We start from the raw sequence: 20,402 nt of genomic DNA on the forward strand, positions 1-20,402 counted from the left end.
GTTGGCTATCGAGCTTTGGCTCGGCTATCCCTACGGAACGGATGAAGCAGCGGGAAAATTAAACCCTGTGCACGTGAGAACGGCGCAGGCAGCAATCTTCTGATCGTTTAAAAGATCGCAGCCTGCGCCAGCTCCCCCCATGGGGTTCGGCCCACCTAAATTATTCTCCCCGCGCTTCGTTCCCAAGACTCCTGCTCATTGATGGGTGCTGCTTATGTCCGCCGCTGCCACGCTGGTTCAGAACCTGCGCAAACGACTCAGTAAACCAACCGGTTATCAACTGTTCGATATTGAGCTCAAGCAACGCATTGCCTTGAGCCCTTCGTTGATGCGCTTTGTGTTCAGCGCCAGGGATGTGGCGCTGATGCGCACACTGGCCCCCGATCAGCGGGTCAAGCTGTTCTTCCCCAGTGCCAAGGGTGCCGCGCCCAATTTACCCAAATACGGCGACTGGCAAGCCGCCCGCCGCAATCTCGCCCCCGAACACAGGCCGCCGATGCGCACTTACACCCTTCGTAACCTGCGCCCCGAGACCGGCGAGCTGGACATCGACTTTGTGCTGCACGGCGAAACCGGCCCTGCATCGCGCTGGGCCGTACACGCAAACATCGGTGACCCGTTGCAGATCGTCGCCCCCAATGCGGCTTACCATGCCGACCCCGGCGGCTATGAATGGCGGCCGCCGCAAGGCCTGCGCAACGTGCTGTTGATCGGCGACGAAACCGCCCTGCCAGCGATTGCCAGGATTCTCGAACAACTCGCCAATCACCCCGACACCCCGCAGGTGCAGGCTTTTATCGAAGTCCCTGACGAGTCCGATTGCCTGGCGCTGGTGTGCGGCCTGCATGCAAAAGTCCACTGGCTACCGCGTGCCACCCTGCACAAACAGCATGGCGAGGGCATGATCCTGGCCGCGCGCGAACTGGCGAGCCTGCCACCGGTACGCACTCACCTGCGCAGCACCACCGCGCTTGAAGAGCTGGACCTGGACAGCCAGCGCCTGTGGGAACTGGCCAGCGCCAAACAGTGCGAGTTCTATGCCTGGGTTGCCGGGGAATCTGCGGCGGTGATGGATATTCGGCGGTTTTTCATCCATGAATGCGGGATGGACCGCAAGGGGCTGACGTTGATGGGGTATTGGCAATGGGGACGGTCGCTGGAGTAGGCCTTTTTTGCACGCCCCTCAATTTCCTGCAGATAGAGCCAGAAGAGGCTCGAGGGCTCGCGACGGTCTATTCATCATCTCTGACGCAATGAGGTGATGCGCTGAGCGTTACCCCGCAGGGCTTATGACGGGTTTGGGATAACGCATAAAGGGTTGCGGACGCGGCGCGTCTATCAAGAAATCAGCCTTGCCTTGAGACAGCCCAGCCCTTATCGGTCACATTTTTTTACAACTAAACCTTCGGGTTTTCGACATCTCATACGTCCTACATGGATAGCAATCGCATTCTCAATTGCGATTACACACCTGCTCAGCCGTGAGTCTGTCGTCTCCCATGTCCAAAAAATCCCGTTCCAAGGTCTGGTTCCTGGTCCATAGCTGGTTAACGCTGCCGATCTGGTTCTTCGTGTTGATTGTCTGTGTCACCGGCACATTGGCTGTGGTCAGCCAGGAAATTGTGTGGCTGGCCACCCCTGAAGCCCGGGCCACTCAGCCGTCGGATAACGCTGCGCTGCTCACGTATGAGCAAGTGTTGACCGCTATTCACAAGGCCGAACCCGCGTTGGCGGTGGAGTCGATCAGCCGCCCGGACGAGTCGCACTTTGCCCTGGTCGCCAGCGTGGTGTACCCGGACGGGCGCTCGCCGTCGCTGTATATCAACCCTTACACGGGAGCCATCCAGGGCGAGAGCCCACGCTTTAACTTCCAGCAATTCACCCGCGCCCTGCATGGCTGGTGGCTCGTGCCGTTCACCAATGGCTATAGCTGGGGTTGGTACCTGGTGTCGTTTCTCGGCCTGCCATTGCTGGGCTCCTTGATTACCGGACTGGTGGTCTACAAAAAGTTCTGGAAAGGCTTCTTTAAACCCAATCTGCGCTTTAACCACGGCGCGCGGATTTTTTGGGGCGACTTCCATCGTTTGTGCGGGGTGTGGTCGATCTGGTTTATCGCGGTGATTTCCATCACTGGCCTGTGGTTTTTGATTCAGGCCTTTATGTTCGATAACCAGATTTCAATCTCGACCACGGGCAACCCGCCTGTCGTCGCTCGTGAAGATGTCCCGCTGATGCCGCACGGTACTCCGGCACCGCAGATCAGCCTCGATCAGGCGGTGAAGATTGCCGCCCAGAAGATCCCCGGGCTGGAAGCGAGCTTTGTCAGCCTGCCAAGCAATGCTTACGGTCATATCGAAGTGGGCGGACCGGGCTGGTACCCGCTGCTGTTCCAGACCGCTGACATCAACCCTTACAACGGCGTTATTGAGGGTTCGCGGATGATTGCCGACCGCTCGGGGCTGGAGCTGGTAACCGAATCCATGCGACCGCTGCACACCGGCGATTTTGGCGGGCTGTGGGTCAAGCTGATCTGGTTCTTCTTCGGTCTGGTGCTGAGCATGATGGTGCTGAGCGGCTTGCTGATCTGGACCAAGCGCACCGCGCTGGCCACGGCCAACGCCCTTAAACGCAGCAATAAGCCTGCCCCTGTGCCGGTCAATACCCAGACCGTCACGGCGCGCAGCACTCAGCCCCAGGAGGCCAACGTATGAGTAAGGCCGCGGCAGTACAGCCTTCTTGCGCACTGGGTCGCTGGTGGCTCAAATGGCGTTTTCACATCAATATTTTACTGTTGCTGGTGCCGCTGGGATTTATGCCCAAGTACTTTGCCGATGCCTCGCTGTTTCGCGGGGACAGCGGTTTGGGCGAGCGCGAAATCGGTACGGTGCACGTCGGCCCATGGAGCCTGCAACTGGCCGAATTGCGCAATGAAGCACCGCGCCCTGACGGCCCGGCAGGCTATATGAAGAGCTTTAACGCGGCGCTGTGCGAGACATGCATCGATCAGGTCAAGGCCACTTATTTGCGCATCGGCAAGCCCCGCAGCTTACGCGCCGCCGGGGTGATTTTCTTCGGCACTCCCTACCGCATGGGCGCCACGCTGCCAATCCCGGAACGTACCAAAGCCGATGCCGAACTGTGGATCACCCTTGAGGGGTGGGACGGCTCGATGCATCAGGCATCCATTCCCCTGAGCGAAGCGTCACCGGCGACTATCGCCTGGCTGGCCCAACAAGGAGGCAAACGATGAGTTCGCGCCTGTTTAAACACCCTATGCGCCTGGCAATCAGCGTGGCCTTGCTGGGCTTGGGCGGGCAAGCCATGGCCCACAACCCAATGTGCGAGTGCAAGGAGATCGCAGGCGGACAGATCCGCTGCACCGGCGGCTTCTCGGATGGCAGCGGCGCACCCGGGGTGACGCTTGACGTGATCGGCTACGACGAAACCATTTTGGTGCCGGGCAAACTAGGAGCAGATTCAACCCTGACGTTCAAGCGCCCTGCTTCCGAGTTTTACGTGCTGTTTGACGCAGGCCCCGGCCACATTGTTGAAATCGACCAAGCCGACATCGAGGCCCCATGAGTACACACGTCGTGCGCCCGGCCGGAGCCGGGCATGAAACCCTGTCTGTGCTGCTGTTGTGCCTGCTGATTCTGTGCGTGGCGGGCTCGGTGGTGGCGTGGCGTCATGAATCGCAAGAAACCCCCTCGGTGGCGGCCCACCAACTCGATGCACGGCGCGACTTGAATGCCGCCGAGCAAGGCATTTATGCCGATTTGCGGGTCACGCTCGACGAAATCCAACTGCTGCGCGAAGAGGTCAGCGCCCTGCCCCAGCCCGAGCAATTGGCCGAAGAAGGCTTTGCGCCCTTTGCCAGCGACGCCAGTTCGGTCAGCCGCGGTAACCATGTGTGGCAGTTGTTGGGCGAACAAGCGTACCTGGGCGTGAGCCCAAAGCCTGAGGTCGCGGGCTCGTTTTTAATGCGCATCAGCGCGCAGCCCGATGTATGGCTCAACCACAACAACACTGTCAGCGCGCCCACCGACTTTAGCGATGCTGCGTTGAATCAAGACGGCTGGCAGCAAGTGATCGCGCAATTCGATGCCGGGGTGACTCGCCAGCATCGGCACTGAACCCACCGCTTTACCTGAGAGAAGACTGCTCGCCATGTCCATTTCATCTGTTGTGCGCCGCCGCACCTTACTGCTGGCTGGCCTGTTGGCGCTTTGCCTTTCGCCACTGGCGCATGCTGACACCCCGACCCCGCTGGCCAAGCCGCTGCGCATTGGCATCACCCTGCATCCGTATTACAGCTATGTGGCCACTATCGTTGGCGACAAGGCCGAGGTCGTGCCGCTGATTCCGGCAGGCTTTAACCCGCATGCCTATGAACCACGCGCTGAGGACATCAAGCGCATCGGCACGCTGGATGTGATCGTCCTCAATGGAGTCGGTCATGACGATTTTGCCGACAAAATGATCCAAGCCAGTGAAAAGCCAAACATCCCGGTCATCGAGGCCAATGAGAACGTGCCGCTGCTGGCGGCCACCGGGACCGCCGCGCGTGGCGCAGGCAAGGTGGTCAACCCGCACACCTTTTTGTCGATCAGCGCCTCGATTGCCCAGGTCAATAACATCGCCCGCGAACTGGGCAAACTCGATCCGGCCAACGCCAAAACCTACACCGCCAATGCCCGCGCCTACGGCAAGCGCCTGCGCCAGATGCGCGCCGATGCCCTGGCCAAGCTGACTCAGGCACCCAACCCCGACCTGCGCGTAGCCACGGTGCACGCGGCCTATGACTATTTGCTGCGCGAATTCGGCCTCGAAGTCACCGCCGTGGTTGAACCTGCGCACGGCATTGAACCGAGCCCTAGCCAGTTGAAGAAAACCATCGACCAACTGCGCGCACTAGATGTGAAGGTGATCTTCTCGGAGATGGACTTCCCGTCTACTTACGTTGACACCATCCAGCGTGAATCCGGGGTCAAGTTGTACCCGCTTTCGCACATTTCGTATGGCGACTACAGCGCCGACAAGTACGAAAAAGAAATGACCAACAACCTCAATACAGTGGTCAAGGCCATTCAGGAGTCCGGCGCATGACAGCGGCAGAATCTATCGCCGTGCAGGCAATCGGGCCCGGTGTCGAGTTTGATCAAGTATCACTGACCCTGGGCCGCACCCCCATTCTGGACCGGATCAGTTTCAGCATTCGTGCCGGCAGCGTGCATGCGCTGGTCGGCCCCAATGGCGGCGGCAAAAGTTCGCTGATCAAGACCCTGCTCGGGCAAATGCCGCATCAGGGCCAATTGCGCCTGAACTGGGCCGGCGAGCCCGGGTTGATCGGTTATGTGCCGCAAGCACTGGAATTTGACCGTGGCTTGCCCATGACCGTGGAGGATTTTATGGCCGCCATGTGCCAACGACGTCCGGCCTTTATGGGCCTGTCGCGCAAGGTGGCGCCACAGATTGGTCAAGCCCTGGAAAGGGTGGGCATGCAAGACAAACGCAAGCGACGCATGGGCGCATTGTCGGGCGGTGAACGCCAACGCGTGCTATTGGCTCAAGGCCTGATCCCGGCCCCCCAATTGCTGGTGCTGGACGAACCGATGTCTGCGCTGGACGAAGCCGGTGCGCAAGTATTTGAACGCCTGCTCAATGAGTGGCGGCAAGCCGGCGTCACGGTGGTGTGGATCGAGCACGATCTGGCCGCCGTCAAACGCTTGGCCGAGCGCGTGACCGGGCTCAATCGGCAGATTCTGTTTGATGGTCCGCCCGAACAAACGCTCAGCCCGGAACGCTTGCTGACCCTGTTTTCGACCCATCCCCAGGCTAACGGGAGCCGCCAGCCATGAGCTATGAAGCCTTCCGTTTGCTGATTCAGGGGTGGGCCACAGCCGGGTATCTGCCTGAAGTGCTGGCCTACGGTTTTGTGGTCAATGCGCTGCTGGCAGGTTTGCTGATCGGCCCGGTACTGGGCGGGCTCGGGACCTTGGTGGTGGTCAAGCGTTTTGCGTTCTTTTCCGAGGCTGTGGGCCACGCAGCCCTGACGGGTGTCGCCATCGGCATTTTGCTTGGCGAACCCTACACCGGGCCGTACGGCAGCCTGTTCGGTTATTGCCTGTTGTTCGGGATTTCGCTCAATTACTTGCGCAATCGCACCGGTTTGGCGCCAGACACCCTGATCGGCGTCTTCCTCTCCGTGTCGTTGGCTTTGGGCGCCAGCCTGCTGCTGGTGCTGGCGGGCAAGATCAATGTGCACATCCTTGAAAACGTGCTGTTCGGCTCGGTGTTGACCGTCAACGGCAACGACTTGCTGGTGCTGGCGATTGTCGGTGCACTGGTGCTGGGCCTCAGCCTGCCGCTCTACAACCGCATCATGCTCGCCAGCTTCAACCCGCAACTGGCCGCCGTGCGCGGGGTGGCCGTGAAATCATTGGACTACCTGTTTGTGATTCTGGTGACGCTGATCACCGTCGCTGCGGTCAAGGTGATTGGCGCGATCCTGGTCGGTGCACTGCTGGTGATCCCGGCGGCGGCGGCGCGCTTGCTCAGCCAGTCGCTGAAGGGCTTTTTCTGGATGTCGGTGTTGATCGCCACGATCAGCACCTTGTGCGGAATCTTGCTGCCCATCGTCTTCGACCTACCGATTCCGTCCGGCGCCGCGATCATTCTGGTGGCCGGTATCGCCTTCGCCCTGGCCGCCATAGCCCGTGGCGTGGTGCCTGGCCTGAAAGGAAATATTGGATAAATGTTCACTGCGCGCAAACTGACCCTGGCAATCGCCATCACTGGCCTGCTCAGCACACCGCTGCTGGCGGCCACTCCCAACGCACAGCCGGTGCGCATTCTCGCCAGCTTGCCGATCACCTACGGCTTGAGCGATTTACTGCTCAAGGACACTGGCGTGACCCTGGAACGCGCGGCGGCCGCCAACCTGCCCGGTAGCCGACAAAGCGCCTACTTCAGCGGGCGCGGTGCCCCGGTACTACAAAAGCTGGCCGAAAACGCCGATGCCGTGGTGGGCTTACGCTCGTTGTGGCGCGACGACCCGCTGTACCCGATGGCACGACGCAGCAACATTCGCATCGTTGAAGTCGACGCGGCACGCCCGGTGGACGGCAGCTTGCCCGGCATTGCCGTGCAACCCGCCGTGCACCGTGATGGCCTGAACAGCCAGCCGTGGCTGGCCAGCAACAACATGGGGCGCATGGCCGACGTGATCGCTGCAGACCTGGTGCGCTTGGCACCTGCGGCAAAACCCAGGATTGAGGCCAACCTGGCCAATCTGAAACAGCGCCTGCTCAACCTCAGTGCCCACAGCGAAGCACAGCTGGCCAAGGCCGATAACTTGAGCGTGGTGAGTGTCTCGGATCGACTGGACTACTTGATCAGTGGATTGAACCTGGAACGGATTGACGTGACGCACCAAGGCGATGAGCCATGGACACCTGAAGCGTTGAAGGCTCTGACCCTAACGCTCAAGGACAATGAGGTCGCGCTGGTGCTGGACCATCGCGAGCCTTCGCCAGAATTGAAGTCGGCGATTGCTGAGGGCGGCAGCCAATTCGTGGTGGTGAACGCTGACGGTGCAGATCCGGTGGCTGAGTTGCAGGCCACGGTTCAAGCCATTGTCAACGCCCTGTAGAGGCGCAATGCTCAACGTAGGCGATCCGTAAACCCCACCTGCTCGAAGGTGGGGGCACGGTTTATCGGGAGGCTGCGGCAGCCTCTGATTGGGTTTATCGGTTCATGATCCGCTCAATCGAGCATCCCGACATACCGCGGATGGCTTGCCACCCGCTGCAGCCAGGCCCGTATACCCGGATAAGGGTCCAGATCGAAACCGCCCTGATCTGCCACATGGGTGTAGGCATACAGCGTCACGTCGGCAATCGAGAAGTGCTCACCCACCAGAAAAGGTGTGCGGGACAGCTGCTGTTCCATCACATCCAGCGCCTTGTAACCGCGCTTTTGCAACGCATGGTATTGCGCCAGCCGCTCCTGGGGCAAACCCAGATAAAACTGGATGAACCGCGCCACCGCAATGCAAGGCTCATGGCTGTATTGCTCAAAAAACTGCCACTGCAGCACTTGGGTGCGCAGGCGCGGCTCAGTGGGCAAGTATTCGCTGCCGTCCGCCAAGTAGTTGAGAATCGCGTTGGACTCCCACAAATACGTGCCATCCTCCAGCTCCAGAACCGGCACTTTGCCGTTTGGGTTTTTCGCGAGGAACTCCGGGGTTTCGGTCTCACCCTTCAGAATGTCCACTGGCTGCCACTGATACTCAAGACCCAGCAAGTGCAGCATCAGCTTGATTTTGTAGCAGTTACCCGAGTTGTAATCGCCGTAAACCTTGAGCATCACGCCCCCCTTAAGCCGCCTCTGCGGCTTGTGCTTGACGAATAACATGAGCCAGACGCTTGAGGCCTTCATGCAGGCGCTCTGGATCGATGTGACTGAAGTTCAGACGCAGACTCCCCACGTTCTGGTCCGGGTTGGCGAAGAACGGTTCGCCCGGCATGAACGCAACGTTTTGCGCCAGCGCAGGCTTGAGCAAGGTTCGGGTATCGAGCGGCTGTTTAAGTGTCAGCCAGAAAAACAGCCCGCCCTGCGGTACGTTCCAGTCAGCCAGGTCCGAAAAGTGCTCTTGCAGCGCCAACTGGAAACCATCCCGACGCACGCGATAGAAATCACGCAACTCGGCCAGGTGGCGGGCCATCTTGTCTGTGCCGATCCACTGCAAGGCCTGCCACTGCCCCACGCGATTGGTGTGCAAGTCTGCCGATTGCTTTAGGCGCAACAAGTGCGGGAACAAGTCCGGGCTGGCAATCAGGAAACCAACACGCAGGCCCGGCAACAGGGTCTTGGACACGGTGCCGGTGTAGATCCAGCTGGCTTTTTTCAGGCGACTGACGATGGGGGTCGCGCTGGCGCCGTCGAAGTTCAGTTCACGGTAAGGCTCATCTTCAATCAGGGTCACGCCGAACTCGTCCAGCAACACCGCAACAGCGTCACGCTTGGTTTCGCTGTAACGCACGGCAGACGGGTTTTGGAACGTCGGGATCAGGTAGATAAACGCTGGGCGGTGTTTTTCCAGTTGTACGCGCAGCGCCGCCAGGTCCGGTCCATCAGCCTGCAACGGGAAGCTCAGGCACTGCGCGCCAAACAGTTGGAAAATCTGCAGCGCCGCCAGGTAGGTCGGCGCTTCGAGCATGATCTCGGTACCCTTGTCGATGTACAGCTTGGCCGCCAGGTCGAGCGCCTGTTGCGAACCGCTGAGTACCATCACCTGGCTCGGGTCGCAGTTAATACCCAGCGCGCGGGCCTGGGCGGCCAGCGCTTCACGCAGGGCCGGCTCGCCTTCGCTCATGCCGTATTGGCCCATCGAGACCGGCATGTCGGTCCAGTCGACCTTGGGTAGCATGGCTTCGGCCGGCAGACCGCCTGCAAACGACATGACTTCCGGACGCTGGGCCGCAGCCAGAATTTCACGAATCAAAGAGCTTTTCAGGCGGGAAACACGTTCGGAGAAGGCCATACAGATCACCGGTGGCAGAAGTCATTGAAAATAAGTCAAACTGGTTGACCGAAATTACGCCGCGAAGCCTAGATACGTCAATATGCTTGACCTTAAAAATCCAACCGCTCAGCGCGCTGCGATGCAGGCCTTCTTCTTCGGCTATCAAGCGTTTACCGCCAAAGCGGACGAAATGCTTGCCCGCCGCGGACTTAGCCGGGTGCATCAGCGCATCGTTTTTTTTATCGCCCACCACCCGGGTGTCAGCGTGACAGAACTGCTGTCGTTGCTCGGCGTGAGCAAGCAGGCGCTCAACACACCGCTGCGCCAATTGATCGAAATGAACCTGGTGCTCAGCGTGGCGCCCGAAACCGATAAACGTAAACGCCTGCTGGAATTAACCGCCGAGGGCGTTCGTTTTGAGGCCACTCTGCGCCGCGAGCAAGTCAAGCTGTTGCAACGGGTGTTCGCTCAAGCAGGCGAAGAGGCGGTCAACGGCTGGCTGGCGGTTAATCAGGCGCTGGGGCAAAGTCGCTAAAAGTTAAAACAATACTTGCTTTATTTGTATACAAACGCATAAATCAGCAGACCCCGGCACTGTATCGGGAGGCGCGTGTACTTGGAGGAAGTGATGAGTCTCGAAACCTGGCTGCTGTTCAGCAGCGCGGCATTGGTAGTGATCCTGATACCGGGACCCCTGTCGTTATTAATGATCAGCAACAGCCTGAACTACGGCCTGCGCCGTTCTTACCCGGCTTTCTTGGGCGGTGTCATTGCCTCAATCTGCTTGCTCAGCGCCTCGGCATTGGGCTTGGGCGCGCTGCTGCTGGCGTCGGAACAGCTATTCAGCGCCCTGAAAATCGTCGGCGCGCTGTACCTGTTCTATCTGGCGTGGCAAAGCTGGAAGCAATCGCGTCAACCGGCAACGGCCGCAAAAGTGCCAGAGGCCGCACCAAAACCGCGCTTCAGCGCCCTGTTTGGGCGCGCATTTGTGCTCGGCGCCAGCAACCCGAAAGACATTTTATTCTTCGCCGCGTTCTTGCCGCAGTTTCTCAACCCCGCTCAGCCCTTCCTGGGGCAACTGCTGGTGATGATCGCCACCTGGACCGTGCTCGACCTGCTGTGCAAGCTGGCCTATGGGCTGGGCGCACACGGCGCAGCCAATTACCTGCGCAGCGGCAAGGGCCAGAGCTGGTTCAACCGGATCAGCGCCGGTTTGTTTGGCATAGCAGGCACCGCGTCGCTGTTGAGCCGCTAGAGAGTGCCAAACGTGTAGCCGCTGTCGCAGGCTGCGATTGAGCCCGAAGGCATCACGCTTTTAGAAGCGAAGGTCCTTCGGGCCTTATCGCAGCCTGCGGCAGCGGCTACGGGCTTTTCATCAAACGCCAGGCAAAAAAAAGCCCGCAGTGTGAGCGGGCAAAAATCTACCACGGTGCGCAGTTCTTAAGCCCTAACTCCCACGATAGGTCGAATAGCTGTACGGCGAGATCAGCAGCGGTACATGGTAGTGATCCTGCTCGGCACTGATCCCGAAACGCAGCACCACCACGTCCAGAAACGCCTGTTCAGGCAGCTTCACACCTCGCGCGCGATAGTAATCACCCGCCTCGAATTGCAACTGATATACCCCGCTACGGTAGTCATCGCCCTGCAACAGCGGCGTGTCGCAGCGACCGTCGCTGTTAGTCAGCGCACTCGCCACCCGCGTCAGCTGTGAACCTTCTACCCGATACAACTCGACCTTGATCGAGCTGCCCGGACAACCGTGTGCGGCATCTAAAACGTGCGTAGTCAAACGTCCCATTGGTTCTGCGACCTCCCCGACCTCGGTGAATAAAAACGGCCGCTGTCACTGTTAGCACGCTAAAAGTCACAGCGAAGCGAAGATTAAGACATTTCAAACAAAAATTGTACACAATTATAAACGCAATTTTACCCAACCCACGATCCACGCGGCCTAGACGTTGTTTGCTCTCAAAGCCACAGCCTTTCGAGACTTTATGTTCAGAAGCTGACTAATCAGGCAAGTTTCTTGCAGGTACCTTTTCAGCACAAGGCATGATAAAAATGCACAAATTCAGGGTTACAAATACATCACAAAGTTGTATACAATCAGGCCATCACAGTGACGCCTGGTCTGGCCAGTCGACTGTAAACACCCACAATAAGGAAGACTGTAGTGAGCGCTGACTACCCACGCGACCTGATTGGTTACGGTCCCAACCCTCCTCATCCACATTGGCCGGACAATGCCCGCATCGCTCTGTCTTTCGTACTCAATTACGAAGAAGGCGGTGAGCGCAACCTCCTCCATGGCGACAAAGAATCAGAAGCCTTCCTCTCGGAAATGGTTTCGGCGCAGCCGCTGCAGGGCGAGCGCAACATGAGCATGGAGTCTCTGTATGAATACGGTAGCCGCGCTGGCGTGTGGCGCGTGCTCAAGTTGTTTCAGGAATTCGACATCCCGCTCACGGTGTTTGCCGTGGCCATGGCTGCGCAACGCCACCCAGATGTGATCCGCGCCATGGTCGCCGCCGGGCACGAGATTTGCAGCCACGGCTATCGCTGGATTGACTACCAGTACATGGACGAGGCGCTGGAGCGGGAACACATGCTCGAAGCGATCCGCATCCTCACCGAAATCAGCGGCGAGCGGCCGCTGGGCTGGTACACCGGCCGCACCGGTCCTAATACCCGGCGGCTGGTGATGGAAGAAGGCGGCTTTTTGTATGACAGCGACACCTATGACGACGACCTGCCCTACTGGGAACCGAACAACCCGACCGGCAAGCCGCACCTGGTGATTCCTTACACCCTGGACACCAATGACATGCGCTTCACCCAAGTGCAGGGTTTTAACACCGGCGAGCAGTTTTTCCAGTACCTCAAGGATGCTTTCGATGTGCTGTACGCCGAAGGCGCAGAGTCGCCGAAAATGCTTTCCATCGGCCTGCATTGCCGCCTCATTGGCCGCCCTGCGCGTCTCGCCGCCCTCAAGCGCTTCATTGAATACGCCAAGGGTCACGAGCAAGTGTGGTTCACCCGCCGCGTGGACATCGCCCGTCACTGGCACGCCACCCACCCTTTTGTTGCAGAGAACGACCAATGAGCGCCTTCAAGACCCTCAAGCCTTCAGCCATGAGCCGTGAAGCGTTTGTCGACGCTTTTGCCGACATTTATGAACACTCGCCCTGGGTCGCCGAAAAGGCTTACGACCTGGGCCTGGATGCCAGCGTCGATCAGATCGAAACCCTGCACCAGCGCATGAGCGACATTTTATTGAGCGCCGATCACAACAGCCAACTGGCACTGATCAACGCTCACCCGGACCTGGCGGGCAAGGCTGCCGTACAGGGCCAACTGACCGAAGCCAGCACCCACGAACAAGCTGGCGCCGGTATTCACCAATGCACGGAAGAAGAGTTTCAGCGCTTCACCGAGCTGAATGAGGCCTACAAAGCCACGTTCAAGTTTCCCTTCATCATGGCGGTAAAAGGCAGCGACCGGCACCAGATCCTCGCCGCGTTCGAAACCCGTATCCATAACCCGGCAGACGTCGAGTTCAAATGCGCGTTGGCAGAAATCAACAAAATCGCCCTGTTCCGATTACTCCAGCTCTAAGCCGAGCCGGCACCTGCCGGTGACGCATCTCCAGCCACTTACTTAAAGGCAGACAAGAAGAATGAAAGCGCAACCCGTACCTTTCGAGAAATTCGTCAACCTGGCCGACGCCCGTCTTGGCACCAAGATTATTTCGGTGACCGATGACTGGTTCGCAGACGCCAACCGTCTGTTCCAGCCGACCCCGGCCGTATGGAAGGAGGGCGTTTTCGATGACAACGGCAAGTGGATGGACGGCTGGGAGTCCCGCCGCAAGCGCTTTGAAGGCTATGACAGTGCCGTCATCCGCCTCGGCGTTCCGGGCCGGATCAAGGGCGTAGACATCGACACTTCATTCTTTACCGGCAACTTCCCGCCATCTGCCTCGCTTGAAGCCTGCTTTTTGGCTGAAGGTGAACCCAACGAAAAGACTCAGTGGGTTGAAGTGCTGTCCGCCGTCGAATTGCAAGGCAACAGCCATCACTACCACGAGATCAGCAATGATCAGGCGTTCAGCCACCTGCGGTTCAACATTTACCCGGATGGCGGTGTAGCACGTCTGCGCGTGTATGGCGTGCCGTTCCGCGACTGGTCAGCCGTGGGCGACAACGAAAGGGTCGACCTGGCCGCAGCCCTCAATGGTGGCCGCGCCCTCGCTTGCTCGGACGAACACTTCGGCCGCATGAGCAACATCCTCAACCCGGGCCGTGGCATCAACATGGGCGACGGCTGGGAAACTGCACGTCGCCGTACGCCAGGCAACGACTGGGTCATCGTCGCGCTGGGGCATGCCGGTGAAATTGAACAAATCATCGTCGACACCCTGCACTTCAAGGGCAACTACCCGGACAGCTGCTCGATTCAAGGCGCGTTCGTCAAAGGCGGCACCGACAGCCAGATCGAAACCCAGAGCCTGTTCTGGCGTGAATTGCTGCCGAGCCAAAAACTTGAAATGCACGCAGAGCACAGCTTCAGCGAGCAGATCAAAGCCCTTGGCCCGATCACTCACATCCGGCTCAACCTGTTCCCGGACGGCGGTGTAAGCCGCCTGCGTATTTTGGGCAAAGTCGCTAAATAAGGCAAAACCGTGGGAGCTGCCGCAGGCTGCGATCGCTCGATCTTAAAAAGATCGCAGGCTTCGCCAGCTCCCACACATAAACGAACATCAGAAAAAGAAGACCACCATGCGCACATTGCAGATTGAACCGCTGACCAAAGAAGCCTTCGCCCCGTTCGGTGACGTGATTGAAACCGATGGCAGCGACCACTTCATGATCAACAACGGTTCAACCATGCGTTTTCACCGTCTGGCCGAGGTCGAAACGGCGACGCCAGAGGACAAAGCGATCATCAGCATTTTCCGCGCCCAAGCGCAGGACATGCCCTTGACCGTGTGCATGCTGGAGCGCCATCCGCTGGGCAGTCAGGCTTTTATCCCGCTGCTCGGCAACCCCTTTCTGATCGTGGTCGCGCCACTTGGCGATGAACCTGTATCAGGCTTGGTCCGCGCCTTTGTCAGTAATGGCAGGCAGGGCATTAATTACCATCGCGGCGTCTGGCACCACCCGGTGCTGACGATCGAAAAGCGGGATGACTTCCTGGTGGTTGATCGCAGTGGTGCAGGTAATAACTGCGATGAGCATTTCTTTAAAGAGGATGAGCGTTTAATCCTCGCCCCCCACCAATAAGAGAAGGTCTGATCATTCACTCAAGAGTGACAGGCGAGAGGTAAAGACTGTGGAAGCACATCTATTGGAATGGCTGAATCTGAGCGTGCGCTGGATTCATATGATTACCGGTGTGGCCTGGATTGGCGCGTCGTTTTATTTTGTCTGGCTTGAGAACAACCTCAATCGAGCCAACCCCAAAAACGGTTTGGCCGGTGATTTATGGGCCATTCACGGGGGCGGTATTTACCACCTCGAAAAGTACAAGCTGGCCCCACCGACCATGCCGGACAACCTGCACTGGTTTAAATGGGAAGCCTATTTCACCTGGATGTCAGGCATCGCCCTGCTGTGCCTGGTGTTTTACTTCAACCCTGCGCTGTATCTGATTGCTCCAGGCTCCACGCTAAGCGGCCCTGAAGCGGTTGCCATCGGCATCGGTTCGTTGATTGCCGGCTGGTTTATCTACGACTTTTTGTGCGACTCCGCCTTGGGCAAACGCCCGGCGCTGCTCGGTTTCATCCTGTTTGTGTTGCTGGTCGCCGCAGCCTTTGGCCTGAGCAAAGTGTTCAGTGGACGCGGTGCGTACCTGCATGTCGGCGCCATTATCGGCACCATCATGGTCGGCAACGTATTCCGTATCATCATGCCCGCCCAGCGTGCATTGGTGGCCGCCATCAAAGAAGGCCGCACGCCCGATCCGGCATTGCCGGCCAAAGGCCTGCTGCGTTCGCGTCACAACAACTACTTCACCTTGCCGGTGCTGTTCATCATGATCAGCAACCACTTCCCGAGCACCTATGGCAGCCAATACAACTGGCTGATCCTAGCCGGGATTGCGGTACTGGCGGTCTTGGTTCGCCACTACTTCAACACCCGCCATGACAGCCATAAATATGCCTGGACCCTACCGGTCGCGGCACTGGGCATGGTCTGCCTGGCGTATGTGACCGGTCCCAAACCTGCACCTTCCGCGCCAGACGTGGCCAAGGTCATCAAATACCAGCCGATCCCGGAAACCGCGGTCAGCGGGGCCAAGCCTGATGCCAACCCGGCACCCGTCACAGCTCCTGCCCCTGCCCCTGCCCCTGCGCCGGTGGCCAGCGTTGACTTCGAAAAAGTCCACTCCGTGATCCAGGAACGCTGCACCGTCTGCCACTCCGCCACACCGACCAGCCCGCTGTTCAGCGCAGCTCCGGCAGGCGTGATGTTCGACACCGAGCAGCAAATCCAGCTGATGGCTCCGCGGATTCAGGCACAGGCGGTCGCCAGCCAGATCATGCCGCTGGGCAATATCACTCAAATGACTCAACAAGAACGCGACCTGATTGGCGCATGGATCAACGCAGGAGCCCAAACCAACTGATACGAACGCAGTGTGGCCGCGCCGTGGGCGGCCATACAACCACACCATTAGCTCACAACAATAAAAAAGACCGAGGTGTTGCATGTCCGATTTAACAGAACCGCGCATACCCGCCGTGACCGCGCCACCGCCTATCCAGCGGCTGCCGTTGATGCAATTGATTCTGGTTGGTTTACAGCACGTGTTGCTGATGTACGGCGGCGCGGTTGCCGTACCGCTGATCATTGGACAAGCCGCCGGTCTGAGTCGTGAGGAGATCGCTTTTCTGATCAACGCCGACCTGTTGGTGGCGGGGATTGCAACCATCGTCCAATCAATGGGCATCGGTCCCATGGGCATTCGCATGCCGGTCATGATGGGCGCCAGTTTTGCCGCCGTGGGCAGTATGGTGGCGATGGCGGGCATGCCCGGCATCGGCATGACGGGAATCTTCGGCGCCACCATTGCCGCCGGTTTCTTCGGGATGATCATCGCGCCCTTCATGTCCAAGGTGGTGCGCTTCTTCCCACCTCTGGTCACCGGCACGGTGATTACTTCCATCGGCCTGTCGCTGTTTCCGGTCGCGGTGAACTGGGCTGGCGGCGGTAGCGCTGCGGCGCAATTTGGCTCACCGATCTACCTGTTCATTGCTGCTTTGGTATTGGCCACCATTTTGCTGATCAATCGCTTTATGCGCGGTTTCTGGGTCAACATTTCCGTGCTGATCGGCATGGCGCTCGGCTATGTCTTGTCTGGCGCCATTGGCATGGTCAACCTTCAGGGTATTGGCCTGGCGCCGTGGTTCCAGATCGTCACACCGCTGCACTTCGGCATGCCTGAATTTCACCTCGCACCGATTCTCTCGATGTGCCTGGTGGTGGTGATCATTTTTGTCGAGTCCACCGGGATGTTCCTGGCACTGGGCAAAATCACCGGCCAGGAGGTCACCCCGCGCATGCTGCGTCGCGGCTTGCTGTGCGATGCCGGGGCATCGTTTGTGGCGGGCTTTTTCAATACTTTTACCCACTCCTCATTCGCACAGAACATCGGCCTGGTGCAAATGACCGGCGTGCGTTGCCGCTCCGTGACCATCATGGCCGGCGCCTTCCTGATCACCCTCAGCCTGCTACCTAAAGCGGCGTATCTGGTGGCTTCGATACCGCCAGCCGTATTGGGCGGCGCGGCGATTGCGATGTTCGGCATGGTCGCGGCCACCGGGATCAAAATCCTCCAGGAAGCCGACATTGCCGACCGTCGCAACCAACTGCTGGTGGCCGTGAGCATCGGCATGGGCCTGATCCCGGTGGTGCGCCCTGAGTTCTTCGCGCACCTGCCATTGTGGATGGGCCCGATCACCCACAGCGGGATTGCCATGGCAGCCGTCAGCGCCGTGTCACTGAACCTGTTGTTCAACGTACTGGGTGGCGCAGAGCGCGCAGCCATGAGCGGTCACGTGCATCAGCACTGAAGCGCGATGAGTTTTTGTGTGGGAGCGGGCTAGCTCGCCCCCACACACCCGCCAGCCGTTGGCACAAAAAATAATAAAAAAGGAAGTTACCCATGCACTGCAAACACTGGGGCGTTACGCTCGCGGGTGGGTTTTTGGCTGCCAGTCAAGCCATGGCCGGTGATCTGTTTTTGTGGCAAACCAATAGCCTCACTTACCTCTACGGCAAGAACTTCGCGATCAACCCGTCGATCCAGCAAACCATCACCTTTGAACATGCCGACAAATGGAAATATGGCGACAACTTTCTGTTTGTCGACCGCATTTTCTACAACGGCAAGGATGACCCCAACAAAGGGCCGCACACTTATTACGGCGAGTTCAGCCCACGCTTGTCGTTCGGCAAGATCTTCGATCAACAACTAGAGCTCGGGCCGATCAAGGACGTGTTGCTGGCGATGACCTACGAGTACGGCGAGGGCGACAGCGAGGCCTATCTGATCGGCCCGGGCTTTGACCTGGCGGTGCCTGGCTTTAACTACTTCACTCTCAACTTTTATCGCCGTCACACCGAAGGACCGCGCCCTGGCACGGGCGTCTGGCAGATTACCCCGTCGTTCTCCTACACCATTCCCCTGGGCCGCTCCAACGTGCTGATCGATGGCTATATGGACTGGGTGGTCGACAACGACCAGAATTCACGCGGTACTTATCACGCCAACCTGCACTTCAATCCACAGATCAAATATGACTTGGGCAAAGCCCTCAACCTGGGTGAAAAACAGCTCTATGTCGGCATTGAATACAGCTACTGGAAAGACAAATACGGCATCGAAAGCAGCAGCCGTTTAGACACTAACCAGAATACCGCCAGCGCCCTGATCAAAGTCCACTTTTAACCTAAACACAATCTGTGCCCCGTCATTGCCCGCCCTGCGCAATGACGGGGCACTTGAGTGCCAGCGTCAGAGCCAGTATTCTCCGCGGCCGCTCAAAGATGGGCGCTGTTTTAAAGCTGACTTTTAAGACAACTTTACGCGTTTAAACCAAGCGTTTACGGCCTGCTTCAGTCTCCCGCCACTCAACTCTCAGACGACAGTTGAGCGCTGCTTTTTGGCCGCAGGACACGCATGGCCCAGCACTTGCTTAACGCATTAAAGCTGACCAAAAAGGCAAGTTTTAAAACAGAAGAACCAAGGGCCAAACAGAGCACCGCGTTCTTATTCATGCAGATTTTTTTAAAAATTTTGGAGTAACCGAATGAAGCGCATTCTTACCGGCCTGATGCTTGCGGGGAGCTTGCTGGGCGGGTCGACGGCAGTCGCTGAAGACTTGCTGCAATGGCAAACCAACAGCCTGACGTACTTGTATGGCAAGGACTTCCAGGTGAATCCAAAGATTCAACAGACCCTGACCTTCGAGCACGCTGACAGCTGGAAATACGGTGACAACTTCTTCTTCCTCGACCGTATTTTTTACAACGGCAAAGAAGATGGGAACGTCGGCCCGAATACGTACTACGGCGAGTTCACCCCGCGCTTATCGTTCGGCAAAATCTTCGACCAGAAGTTTGAGCTTGGCCCGATCAAAGACGTATTGCTGGCCATGACTTACGAGTTTGGTGAAGGCGACTCTGATTCTTACTTGATCGGCCCGGGTTTCGACCTGAATGTTCCGGGCTTCGACTTCTTCCAGTTGAACTTCTACAAGCGTTATCCAGAAGGCAATCGTGCCGGTCGTGGCGTTTGGCAGATCACCCCGGTGTGGTCGTACACCCTCCCGATGGGCAAATCCGACATCGTCATCGACGGCTATATGGACTGGGTGGTCGACAATGACCAAAACGCCCGCGGCACTTATCACGCCAACCTGCACTTCAACCCACAGATCAAATATGACTTGGGCAAGGCACTGAACTGGGGCGCGAAGCAGTTGTATGTCGGTATCGAATACGACTACTGGAAAAACAAATACGGCATCGAAGACAGCGGTTCTTTCAAAACCAATCAGGACACCGCAAGCCTGTTGGTCAAGTACCACTTCTGATACGCACCAAAGGTTCGCGATCGTTTAAAAGATCGCGAACACGCTCGCGCCTACGAAGGCTGAGGCGCCAGCAGCAACCCCCGCAGCATCACGTCCAGGCTGCCCAGCGCCGCCTTCAGACGCTGCGGCGGGTCCTCGGCCTCAGCAATCCAAAACGACGCATCCATCAAGCCGCCCTGAATCAAATGTGCCAACGCCTCAGGGTCGGTGCGCTGAATCACCTGCGTGTCCATCAAGCCTTGCAGAATCCCACCCACCGAGGCTTTGCACGCCGACTGGCTGCTCTGTAAATACTCAGCGCCCAGTACCGAGGGCGCATCACGCAAGATGATGCGTTGTACTTCGACTTGCAGCGACATTTCCAGATACAGCCGGCACTGCGCCCCAAATCCTTCCCAAGGGCTCGCGGCTTGCGCAAACACCTGCGCCAATTGCGCATCCAGTTCGGCATCGATCTGCTTCGCCACCGCCTGCAACAAGCCCTTCTTGTCACCAAAGTGGTGATACAACGCCCCACGGGTCAACCCGACCGAGGCCGTCAACTCGTCCATAGAAGTCTGCGCATAACCGATCGAGCCAAACGCCTGACGCGCAGCATCAAGCAGCTTGCCACGGGTTTGTTCAATCATCTGCGACCGCGCTTTGGGCGCCATGTGTGCCACCTTTTTTTGAGATACGCGGCGTATGTTAATTGACATACACCACGTATGCGTATATTTCTACATACGCCGCGTATGTAGAAATACATGCCCTCCTGAAGGGGCGAGCGTGCCT

Annotated in this window: 23 protein-coding genes; 19 read left to right on the forward strand and 4 right to left on the reverse strand. The window is 58.3% G+C overall.

The window, feature by feature from the left end; genetic code table 11:
* Positions 1-214: 214 nt before the first annotated feature.
* From ACIQYF_RS06380 to ACIQYF_RS06420, 9 genes are all read left to right on the forward strand, one after another.
* Positions 215-1,165: a siderophore-interacting protein gene (locus tag ACIQYF_RS06380; RefSeq protein WP_402858240.1), complete on the forward strand. Its 951-nt coding sequence runs from the start codon at positions 215-217 to the stop codon at positions 1,163-1,165.
* 334 nt (positions 1,166-1,499) lie between these two features.
* Positions 1,500-2,711 (forward strand): PepSY-associated TM helix domain-containing protein, encoded by a 1,212-nt coding sequence (locus ACIQYF_RS06385; protein WP_402858243.1) that lies wholly within the window; start codon positions 1,500-1,502, stop codon positions 2,709-2,711.
* Entirely contained in the window at positions 2,708-3,250 is a 543-nt protein-coding gene (locus ACIQYF_RS06390; RefSeq protein WP_402858246.1) for a thiamine pyrophosphate-binding protein, read from the forward strand. Before ACIQYF_RS06385 ends, ACIQYF_RS06390 begins: the two co-directional genes overlap by 4 nt.
* Before the next feature lie 23 nt (positions 3,251-3,273).
* Positions 3,274-3,582 carry a hypothetical protein gene (locus tag ACIQYF_RS06395; RefSeq protein WP_402858755.1) on the forward strand — a complete coding sequence of 103 codons (309 nt, stop codon included), beginning with the start codon at positions 3,274-3,276 and terminating at the stop codon, positions 3,580-3,582.
* Positions 3,579-4,133, forward strand: coding sequence for a DUF6162 family protein (locus ACIQYF_RS06400; protein ID WP_402858249.1), 555 nt, complete (start codon positions 3,579-3,581; stop codon positions 4,131-4,133). The genes ACIQYF_RS06395 and ACIQYF_RS06400 overlap by 4 nt, the downstream gene beginning before the upstream one ends.
* A 34-nt stretch (positions 4,134-4,167) precedes the next feature.
* On the forward strand, positions 4,168-5,106 hold the full coding sequence (locus ACIQYF_RS06405) for a metal ABC transporter substrate-binding protein (protein WP_402858252.1): 939 nt from the start codon (positions 4,168-4,170) through the stop codon (positions 5,104-5,106).
* Positions 5,103-5,858 carry a metal ABC transporter ATP-binding protein gene (locus ACIQYF_RS06410; protein ID WP_402858255.1) on the forward strand — a complete coding sequence of 252 codons (756 nt, stop codon included), beginning with the start codon at positions 5,103-5,105 and terminating at the stop codon, positions 5,856-5,858. Before ACIQYF_RS06405 ends, ACIQYF_RS06410 begins: the two co-directional genes overlap by 4 nt.
* Complete coding sequence (locus tag ACIQYF_RS06415; protein ID WP_402858258.1) at positions 5,855-6,754, forward strand: metal ABC transporter permease; 900 nt, start codon at positions 5,855-5,857, stop codon at positions 6,752-6,754. The genes ACIQYF_RS06410 and ACIQYF_RS06415 overlap by 4 nt, the downstream gene beginning before the upstream one ends.
* The gene (locus tag ACIQYF_RS06420; protein WP_402858261.1) at positions 6,755-7,651 is read left to right on the forward strand and encodes a metal ABC transporter solute-binding protein, Zn/Mn family; all 897 of its coding nucleotides are present in this window, start codon (positions 6,755-6,757) and stop codon (positions 7,649-7,651) included. It begins immediately after the preceding gene.
* Between the two features lie 113 nt (positions 7,652-7,764).
* Here the strand turns inward: ACIQYF_RS06420 and ACIQYF_RS06425 are convergent, their stop codons facing one another.
* A complete protein-coding gene (locus tag ACIQYF_RS06425; protein ID WP_402858264.1) occupies positions 7,765-8,367 on the reverse strand; it encodes a glutathione S-transferase family protein in 603 nt (200 codons plus the stop codon).
* A 10-nt stretch (positions 8,368-8,377) separates the two neighbouring features.
* On the reverse strand, positions 8,378-9,544 hold the full coding sequence (locus tag ACIQYF_RS06430) for a PLP-dependent aminotransferase family protein (RefSeq protein WP_402858267.1): 1,167 nt from the start codon (positions 9,542-9,544) through the stop codon (positions 8,378-8,380).
* Between the two features lie 82 nt (positions 9,545-9,626).
* Between ACIQYF_RS06430 and ACIQYF_RS06435 the strand changes: the two genes are divergently transcribed.
* Together ACIQYF_RS06435 and ACIQYF_RS06440 are read left to right on the forward strand one after the other, a co-directional pair.
* Positions 9,627-10,061, forward strand: coding sequence for a MarR family winged helix-turn-helix transcriptional regulator (locus ACIQYF_RS06435; RefSeq protein WP_402858271.1), 435 nt, complete (start codon positions 9,627-9,629; stop codon positions 10,059-10,061).
* A gap of 93 nt (positions 10,062-10,154) precedes the next feature.
* Positions 10,155-10,781 carry a LysE family translocator gene (locus tag ACIQYF_RS06440; RefSeq protein WP_402858274.1) on the forward strand — a complete coding sequence of 209 codons (627 nt, stop codon included), beginning with the start codon at positions 10,155-10,157 and terminating at the stop codon, positions 10,779-10,781.
* Between the two features lie 192 nt (positions 10,782-10,973).
* Here the strand turns inward: ACIQYF_RS06440 and uraH are convergent, their stop codons facing one another.
* Positions 10,974-11,327, reverse strand: a complete 354-nt coding sequence (gene uraH / locus ACIQYF_RS06445) for a hydroxyisourate hydrolase (protein ID WP_402858277.1) — start codon at positions 11,325-11,327, stop codon at positions 10,974-10,976.
* Between the two features lie 375 nt (positions 11,328-11,702).
* On the opposite strand from uraH, the gene puuE reads away from it, so the two are divergent.
* From puuE to ACIQYF_RS06485, 8 genes are all read left to right on the forward strand, one after another.
* Complete coding sequence (gene puuE / locus ACIQYF_RS06450; RefSeq protein ID WP_402858280.1) at positions 11,703-12,632, forward strand: allantoinase PuuE; 930 nt, start codon at positions 11,703-11,705, stop codon at positions 12,630-12,632.
* Positions 12,629-13,144 carry a 2-oxo-4-hydroxy-4-carboxy-5-ureidoimidazoline decarboxylase gene (gene uraD, locus ACIQYF_RS06455; RefSeq protein WP_402858283.1) on the forward strand — a complete coding sequence of 172 codons (516 nt, stop codon included), beginning with the start codon at positions 12,629-12,631 and terminating at the stop codon, positions 13,142-13,144. Before puuE ends, uraD begins: the two co-directional genes overlap by 4 nt.
* Before the next feature lie 61 nt (positions 13,145-13,205).
* Positions 13,206-14,201 carry an allantoicase gene (gene alc, locus ACIQYF_RS06460; RefSeq protein ID WP_402858286.1) on the forward strand — a complete coding sequence of 332 codons (996 nt, stop codon included), beginning with the start codon at positions 13,206-13,208 and terminating at the stop codon, positions 14,199-14,201.
* 106 nt (positions 14,202-14,307) lie between these two features.
* A complete protein-coding gene (locus ACIQYF_RS06465) occupies positions 14,308-14,811 on the forward strand; it encodes an ureidoglycolate lyase (protein ID WP_402858289.1) in 504 nt (167 codons plus the stop codon).
* Positions 14,812-14,860: 49 nt separating this feature from the next.
* Positions 14,861-16,156, forward strand: coding sequence for a urate hydroxylase PuuD (locus ACIQYF_RS06470; protein ID WP_402858292.1), 1,296 nt, complete (start codon positions 14,861-14,863; stop codon positions 16,154-16,156).
* Between the two features lie 82 nt (positions 16,157-16,238).
* Positions 16,239-17,603 (forward strand): nucleobase:cation symporter-2 family protein, encoded by a 1,365-nt coding sequence (locus tag ACIQYF_RS06475; RefSeq protein ID WP_019411533.1) that lies wholly within the window; start codon positions 16,239-16,241, stop codon positions 17,601-17,603.
* Between the two features lie 92 nt (positions 17,604-17,695).
* On the forward strand, positions 17,696-18,481 hold the full coding sequence (locus ACIQYF_RS06480) for an outer membrane protein OmpK (RefSeq protein WP_402858297.1): 786 nt from the start codon (positions 17,696-17,698) through the stop codon (positions 18,479-18,481).
* Positions 18,482-18,842: 361 nt separating this feature from the next.
* The gene (locus ACIQYF_RS06485) at positions 18,843-19,628 is read left to right on the forward strand and encodes an outer membrane protein OmpK (protein ID WP_402858300.1); all 786 of its coding nucleotides are present in this window, start codon (positions 18,843-18,845) and stop codon (positions 19,626-19,628) included.
* A 50-nt stretch (positions 19,629-19,678) separates the two neighbouring features.
* On the opposite strand, the gene ACIQYF_RS06490 is transcribed toward ACIQYF_RS06485, so the two are convergent.
* Positions 19,679-20,281, reverse strand: a complete 603-nt coding sequence (locus tag ACIQYF_RS06490) for a TetR/AcrR family transcriptional regulator (protein WP_402858303.1) — start codon at positions 20,279-20,281, stop codon at positions 19,679-19,681.
* Positions 20,282-20,402: the final 121 nt, after the last annotated feature.

Origin of the sequence: Pseudomonas sp. NPDC096917 (genome assembly GCF_044762555.1) — a bacterium.
Lineage (GTDB): Bacteria > Pseudomonadota > Gammaproteobacteria > Pseudomonadales > Pseudomonadaceae > Aquipseudomonas.

Excerpts from the sequence above, each read along its gene's own strand:
- alc (WP_402858286.1), top strand. The coding sequence starts at position 13,206 with ATGAAAGCGCAACCCGTACCTTTCGAGAAATTCGTCAACCTGGCCGAC.
- uraD (WP_402858283.1), top strand. The coding sequence starts at position 12,629 with ATGAGCGCCTTCAAGACCCTCAAGCCTTCAGCCATGAGCCGTGAAGCG.
- ACIQYF_RS06390 (WP_402858246.1), top strand. The coding sequence starts at position 2,708 with ATGAGTAAGGCCGCGGCAGTACAGCCTTCTTGCGCACTGGGTCGCTGG.
- ACIQYF_RS06410 (WP_402858255.1), top strand. The coding sequence starts at position 5,103 with ATGACAGCGGCAGAATCTATCGCCGTGCAGGCAATCGGGCCCGGTGTC.
- ACIQYF_RS06465 (WP_402858289.1), top strand. The coding sequence starts at position 14,308 with ATGCGCACATTGCAGATTGAACCGCTGACCAAAGAAGCCTTCGCCCCG.
- uraH (WP_402858277.1), bottom strand. The coding sequence starts at position 11,327 with ATGGGACGTTTGACTACGCACGTTTTAGATGCCGCACACGGTTGTCCG.
- ACIQYF_RS06415 (WP_402858258.1), top strand. The coding sequence starts at position 5,855 with ATGAGCTATGAAGCCTTCCGTTTGCTGATTCAGGGGTGGGCCACAGCC.
- ACIQYF_RS06485 (WP_402858300.1), top strand. The coding sequence starts at position 18,843 with ATGAAGCGCATTCTTACCGGCCTGATGCTTGCGGGGAGCTTGCTGGGC.
- ACIQYF_RS06400 (WP_402858249.1), top strand. The coding sequence starts at position 3,579 with ATGAGTACACACGTCGTGCGCCCGGCCGGAGCCGGGCATGAAACCCTG.
- ACIQYF_RS06480 (WP_402858297.1), top strand. The coding sequence starts at position 17,696 with ATGCACTGCAAACACTGGGGCGTTACGCTCGCGGGTGGGTTTTTGGCT.
- ACIQYF_RS06420 (WP_402858261.1), top strand. The coding sequence starts at position 6,755 with ATGTTCACTGCGCGCAAACTGACCCTGGCAATCGCCATCACTGGCCTG.
- ACIQYF_RS06395 (WP_402858755.1), top strand. The coding sequence starts at position 3,274 with ATGCGCCTGGCAATCAGCGTGGCCTTGCTGGGCTTGGGCGGGCAAGCC.
- ACIQYF_RS06425 (WP_402858264.1), bottom strand. The coding sequence starts at position 8,367 with ATGCTCAAGGTTTACGGCGATTACAACTCGGGTAACTGCTACAAAATC.
- ACIQYF_RS06405 (WP_402858252.1), top strand. The coding sequence starts at position 4,168 with ATGTCCATTTCATCTGTTGTGCGCCGCCGCACCTTACTGCTGGCTGGC.
- ACIQYF_RS06380 (WP_402858240.1), top strand. The coding sequence starts at position 215 with ATGTCCGCCGCTGCCACGCTGGTTCAGAACCTGCGCAAACGACTCAGT.
- ACIQYF_RS06490 (WP_402858303.1), bottom strand. The coding sequence starts at position 20,281 with ATGGCGCCCAAAGCGCGGTCGCAGATGATTGAACAAACCCGTGGCAAG.
- ACIQYF_RS06385 (WP_402858243.1), top strand. The coding sequence starts at position 1,500 with ATGTCCAAAAAATCCCGTTCCAAGGTCTGGTTCCTGGTCCATAGCTGG.
- ACIQYF_RS06430 (WP_402858267.1), bottom strand. The coding sequence starts at position 9,544 with ATGGCCTTCTCCGAACGTGTTTCCCGCCTGAAAAGCTCTTTGATTCGT.
- ACIQYF_RS06440 (WP_402858274.1), top strand. The coding sequence starts at position 10,155 with ATGAGTCTCGAAACCTGGCTGCTGTTCAGCAGCGCGGCATTGGTAGTG.
- ACIQYF_RS06435 (WP_402858271.1), top strand. The coding sequence starts at position 9,627 with ATGCTTGACCTTAAAAATCCAACCGCTCAGCGCGCTGCGATGCAGGCC.
- ACIQYF_RS06475 (WP_019411533.1), top strand. The coding sequence starts at position 16,239 with ATGTCCGATTTAACAGAACCGCGCATACCCGCCGTGACCGCGCCACCG.